Annotated in this window: 4 protein-coding genes and 1 tRNA gene; all 5 read left to right on the forward strand. The window is 39.5% G+C overall.

Annotation, left to right across the window (positions count from 1 at the left end; all coding sequences use genetic code 11):
- Positions 1 to 388: 388 nt before the first annotated feature.
- The 5 genes from A7Q09_RS02995 to efp all read left to right on the forward strand — a co-directional run bounded on the left by A7Q09_RS02995 (position 389) and on the right by efp (position 5,862).
- Positions 389 to 471 (forward strand) — tRNA-Leu (locus A7Q09_RS02995).
- Between the two features lie 392 nt (positions 472 to 863).
- The gene (locus tag A7Q09_RS03000) at positions 864 to 1,244 is read left to right on the forward strand and encodes a cupin domain-containing protein (protein ID WP_166791901.1); all 381 of its coding nucleotides are present in this window, start codon (positions 864 to 866) and stop codon (positions 1,242 to 1,244) included.
- Between the two features lie 141 nt (positions 1,245 to 1,385).
- Complete coding sequence (gene mgtA / locus A7Q09_RS03005; RefSeq protein ID WP_244228480.1) at positions 1,386 to 4,157, forward strand: magnesium-translocating P-type ATPase; 2,772 nt, start codon at positions 1,386 to 1,388, stop codon at positions 4,155 to 4,157.
- Between the two features lie 161 nt (positions 4,158 to 4,318).
- Complete coding sequence (locus A7Q09_RS03010; RefSeq protein ID WP_134389833.1) at positions 4,319 to 5,290, forward strand: SIS domain-containing protein; 972 nt, start codon at positions 4,319 to 4,321, stop codon at positions 5,288 to 5,290.
- An 11-nt stretch (positions 5,291 to 5,301) separates the two neighbouring features.
- Positions 5,302 to 5,862, forward strand: coding sequence for an elongation factor P (efp, locus tag A7Q09_RS03015; protein ID WP_134389834.1), 561 nt, complete (start codon positions 5,302 to 5,304; stop codon positions 5,860 to 5,862).
- Positions 5,863 to 6,000 lie beyond the last annotated feature (138 nt).

Consider the following 6,000-nt stretch of genomic DNA (forward strand, 5'->3'; position numbering starts at 1 on the left):
TAAAACCAAGAACACGCTCCAGATGGTGATCATTTGCTGAGGCATTTTAGAATATTACGTGGCAGCTCCAGGGAATCGGGCTCTGATTTCCCTGATCTTGAGCCTGTGGAGAAGTTGATTTTGGCGGGCCTGCAATCAGCTTTCGCATAACAGGAAATTAGCTTTACAGCTCTTTAGGCTGAGTTAAGGAAGCCTAAAGAAAACTCAAAACCTAAGGCTCACCTCGCTACCTATATGGTGGTCAATTTGAAAGCATCTACTCGCAGTTGGACGTTCCTCATGCATCCTTGAGAAGATGGTTCTGTTTTATTCTGGATAGCGAAGTGAAAATTATTTTCTTTTTTTATCACTTTTTATAGATTTAAACTAATCTCTTCCTCATTTTATTGCGCTCGTGGCGGAATTGGCAGACGCGCTAGATTCAGGTTCTAGTGGGTATCCCCCATGGGAGTTCAAATCTCCCCGAGCGCACTACTCATGATTTTTAAAATTATTCTATTCTACCGTGGAAAGTTTCTCCTCATGCTTAGGGAAAGAATGGACTGCCAATCTTTTCAGCTTTGATCTCTAAATTGCTTCATTTCTTTTTCTCTATTTGCAGGCTATAGATGCAATATGCTCTGAAGAGCTCTGGCTTAAGACAGCAAAGGAAAAAAATCTTTTAAATGAGTGTTATTGATTTTATTGGTAGTATCTATCGATCTGACCATTTCTTTTTCTATGCTAATCTCTGATCTGATAAATGAAAAAAGAAAAGTTTAAAAAAGCAAGTAGGTGCGCTTTCATTTCTTAGAATGTCTTTTATTGTTTCAAACAGCGTTATTTTTGGAGCAAAGCTCACTAGAAAAGAAAAAAGATGGACAATGAAAAATCAATTCTTTGTCAAACAGCTCAATGCTGAAGAATTTTTTGTTGCCCAAGACGGCTCTTTATTGAATGAACTATTTCATCCGGACAAAATAGGCTTAAGGCTACCTTTCTCTATTGCCTACGGGAAATTAGAGCCGAGGGGATCAACAAAGCCTCATAGCCTCAGCCAACCAGAAATCTACCTTTTTATAAGTGGAGAAGGGATTTTTAAGACAAACAATCAGAGGAGTTATCCAGTAAAAGCTTTAAGTCTTGTTTATGTTCCTCCTGGCTATATTCAATGGATAGAAAATACATCAGAGAGTCCTCTTTGTTTTTTTTGTATTGTTAGTCCCCCATGGAAAGCGGAGTGGGAAAAAGAAGAAAGTGTGTGAAATCGTTTTTTTGTCTTGAAAAAAAATAAAATCCATACTATGGCTTTCCTTCCTCTTCCATTTTATTGTTTTTCATCTTTGTTTGGTCTTAAAAATTTCGGAGATTCATAAATATAGCCGGTGGATTCGTATCGATTGATAATGAGAAATACAAGGAAAGACAAAAAGCTTATCGAAAAAAGGAATTGGAGAGCTATTTTCTTTGAGCTCTTCCTTGGGAAGGTACGCCTTGGAGAAAGGAAAAAAGAAGCTTTTCTGAAAGAAAAAGAAGCAAGCATATTTGAAAGGCTCAAGAAAGCAAGTCAGGTATCTCTTTCAGATCTCTATACTGAATTAAAGACCCGTCCAGAAGGCCTCACCGAGAAGGAAGTTGAAGAACGACTGGAAAAATACGGCTATAACGAGATCAAACAAGAAGAAATACCTAGCTGGTTCATTATGCTTCTGCAAAGTTATTTTAATCCTTTTGCTCTTCTTTTGACTTTTCTTGCTTTGGTTGCAGGATCAGTGGGAGAAAAAGAAAGCGTCCTTATCATGATGATTATGGTCGTGGTGAGCGTAGTATTACGATTTAGTCAAGAGTTTCAGTCAAGCAGAGCTGCCGAAAGACTCAAAGCCATGGTAAGGACAACTGCATCGGTAAAGAGGATATGGGATAAGGAACAAGATCAAGAGGCATCGATAGTCTCTAACCATGAGTCAAGCCAAGTAAGAGAGGTGCCCATTAGCCAGATTGTTCCAGGGGATATTCTCCAATTGTCTGCTGGAGATATGATCCCTGCTGATGTTCGACTTATTTTTACAAGAGATCTTTTTGTTAGCCAGGGAGTTCTCACAGGCGAATCCATGCCTGTAGAAAAGTATGACACGGTTTATCCTGCTTCCCTCAATGAACAAAAAAGAACGGATCCCTTTTCTCTACCTAACATTGCCTATCTGGGTACAAATGTCATTAGCGGAACGGCGACTGCCGTAGTCTTAGCCACAGGTGAAAATACCTATTTTGGCGCTTTTTCGAAGAGTCTCAGGGGTTATAGGACAATGACCAGTTTTGATGTCGGGGTAAACCGTATCAGCTGGTTACTGCTTCAGGTCATTGGAACATTAATACCGGTGATTTTTCTCATTAATGGCTTTACCAAAGGCAGTTGGATGGATGCCTTCCTTTTTTCTCTGGCAGTTGGCGTTGGGCTTACGCCAACAATGCTCCCGGTGATCGTTAGCGGTTGTCTGGCTAGAGGGGCCCTTTTACTTTCAAAAAATAAGGTCGTCACGAAAAGACTCAATGCGATTCAGAATATAGGAGCAATGGATATCCTTTGTACGGATAAAACAGGAACTTTAACCCATAACAAGATTATTTTGGAAAAATATCTTGATCCGGAAGGGAACGAGAACGAAGAGGTTTTGAAATATGCCTATATCAATAGTTATTATCAAAGCGGTTTACGCAATCTTCTTGACCAGGCTGTTCTGGATAAAAAGGAAGAAGGTAAAAAGTTCATTTTTCACTACACAAAAGTTGATGAGATCCCTTTTGATTTTACAAGGCGCCGAATGTCCGTAGTGGCAAGGGAAATTACCACAGGAAAAGATCTTTTGATAACGAAGGGAGCCGTTGAGGAAATGATTGCTATCTGTGGCAGCCTATTAAAGGATGGAAAAGTAATAGAATTAACTCCAGACGTTAAGAAGAAAGCTCTGGCTCTTCGGGATGATTTAAATAGTGATGGGTTAAGAGTTCTTGCGGTTGCTTTTAGGGAATTGCCTCTTGAAATGAATAGACCTGTTTCAGTGAACGATGAACAGGGGATGACCCTTTGTGGCTTTATTGCTTTTCTGGATCCTCCAAAGCATGATGCTGAAGATGCTGTGCGGGCACTGAAGAACTATGGAGTGGAAGTTAAAATTATTACTGGAGACAATGAATTAGTTACACGAAGAATTTGCGATTGGATTGGATTGGAAGTCAGAGGAGTCATGCGTGGCTCGGAAATAGAAAACTTAACCGATGATGAATTGATTACAGCAGCTGAAAAAGCAAATATTTTTGTCAAAATGTCTCCTCTACAGAAAGCACGAGTGATTCGAGCCTTGAGGACTGGGGGACATATTGTTGGATTTTTAGGGGATGGGATCAATGATGCTCAAGCTTTGAGAGAAGCAGATGTGGGAATATCTGTGGATACGGCCGTTGATATTGCTAAGGAGTCGGCTGAAATCATTCTTTTGGAAAAAAGCCTGATCGTTTTAGAACAAGCCGTTATTGAAGGCAGGGTAATGTTTGGCAATATGGTGAAGTACATAAAAATGGCTGTGAGTTCTAATTTCGGTAATGTATTGAGCATCCTGGGCTCAGGAATTTTACTCCCTTTTTTACCCATGAGCCCCCTTCAAATCTTAATTCTTAATTTGATTTATGATCTTTCACAAACATTGATTCCTTGGGATAGAATGGATGAGGACTTTATTGCCAAGCCTAGGAAATGGGAGGCTGAAGGCATTCTGAGGTTTATGTTCATCATTGGACCGATTAGTTCGGTTTTTGATTATGTAACCTATGGAGTCATGTGGTTTGTTTTTGGAGCAAATTCAATCGAAACTCAAAGTCTGTTTCATACCGGTTGGTTTGTTGAATCTTTACTTTCACAAAGCTTGATCGTGCATATGATAAGAACGAGGAAAATTCCTTTTATCCAAAGTATTGCCACAAAACCGCTGGTTTTGGCTACTGCTGTTGTCATTGTCATTGGTCATCTTATACCATATAGTTTTTTTGGAGAAGCAGCGGGACTTGTTCCATTACCATTTAGTTATTATCTATGGCTTTGGGGTATATTACTTACCTACTGCATTACTGTACAGACAGTCAAAAATTGGTATATAAAGAGATTTCATGGAGAATGGCTCTGATTTCCCCTATTGCCTATCTCTGCAACAAAGTACGTGGACTAAAAGCGCATTATGTTTTAAAAACTAAGCAATAGAGAAGGCTTGCTGCTGATTGTGTTAAAATAGCATTGAAATGATGCCATAAAATCAGTTAAGCTGTTTTTTCCTTTGTGTGGACGGCAATGAATTTGATTAGTTTAGCGAAAAAAGTTTTTGATCTAGAAATGGACGCGTTACGCACTGTTCAAAAACAGCTTGACTCTTCTTTTGAACAAACCATTGAGGTTTTGGAAAGAACAATTTTAGCTAACAGAAAAATTGTCATTACTGGAGTTGGAAAATCAGGCCATATTGGTAAAAAAATAGCAGCAACCTTAACAAGCACTGGGGCCCCAAGCGTGGTTCTTGATGCCGTTAATGCTTTTCATGGTGACTTGGGAATGGTTAATAAGGGAGATGCTGTTATTGCCTTGAGTTATAGTGGAGAAACGGAAGAAATTCTTAGGCTTATTCCTCATTTAAAAAGAATTGCAACCTCTTTGGTTTCAATTACTGGCAATGAAAATTCGACATTAGCGAAAAATTCTGATCTCATTTTGAATGTTCGGGTCAGTAGGGAAGCTTGCCCTTTGAACTTAGCTCCTACCTCGAGTACCACAGCGATGCTCGTTCTAGGGGATGCCATAGCTATGGTGTTACTTGAAAAACGAGGATTTAAAAAAGAGGATTTTGCCCGCTTTCATCCCGGAGGAACACTGGGGAGAAATTTACTCCTAAAGGTAGGCGATATAATGCGTCCTTTGCCTCAAATTGTAGTTCTCGAAGCGGAGGCAAAAGTAAAAGAGGCTCTGAAGCTGTGGAATATAAAAAGGGCGGGAGCTGTGGTGGTGGTCAATTCGGAGGGAAAAGTTATTGGGATCTTTACCCATGGGGATTTCGTAAGGCATTATGAGCTTAATCCCAAAATTGGCGAAGTATCCTTAGGAAATGTAATGACCAAAAATCCAGTGACGGTACGAGTTGATAAACTTGCAGTTGAAGTTCTTAATGTTTTTGAGCACAATAAAATAGAAGATTTAATTGTTGTGGATGAAGCGTACAAAGTGGTAGGTTTAATAGATTCTCAGGATTTAGCTATCCATCGATTGTTATAAGGAGATTGGTTATGTTTGTCAATGCGAGTGACATAGGGAAAGGTCAAGCGATACGGCATAACGGGGCTATTTGTCTTGTTTTAGATACACTACATAGAACTCCAGGTAATTTAAGAGCTTTTGTACAGATGACTTTAAGAAATTTGAAAACAGGGAAGTCTTTTGTCGAAAGATTTGGCTCTCAAGACAAAGTAGAGTTGCTCTCTTTAGTCCGAAGGCGTTGTGAGTATAGTTATAGAGAAGGCAATAGTTTTGTTTTTATGGATCCAGAAACTTATGAGACCTTTTCTGTGCCGGAGGAGATGGTAGGAAAAGCCAAGGATTTTTTAAAGGAGAATCAACCTGTGGATCTTCTGTTTGCTGATGATACGCTAGCTGCTATAGAACTGCCTCAAAGTGTGGTGTTGAAAGTCGTGGAAGCACCAGAAGGGCTTAAGGGTGATTCTGCAACTAATGTGATGAAACCAGCTATCCTTGAAACAGGGTTGTGTATTCAGGTCCCGCTTTTTATTAAAGAAGGAGAATTGGTCAAAGTAAGCACAACCGATGGAAAGTATTTGAGCCGGGCATGAAAAATATTTTCCGGCTATTTTTTACCATCCATCGCCGTAATGCCCCTGCCTTCAGGCATGGGGATATAAGGCGATAAATTATAGCTATGTGTAGTATAATTATGTATGAACAGAAAAGAACAATTGAAATCCAATAAA

The sequence above is a fragment of the Methylacidiphilum sp. Yel genome, assembly GCF_004421185.1.
Lineage (GTDB): Bacteria > Verrucomicrobiota > Verrucomicrobiia > Methylacidiphilales > Methylacidiphilaceae > Methylacidiphilum.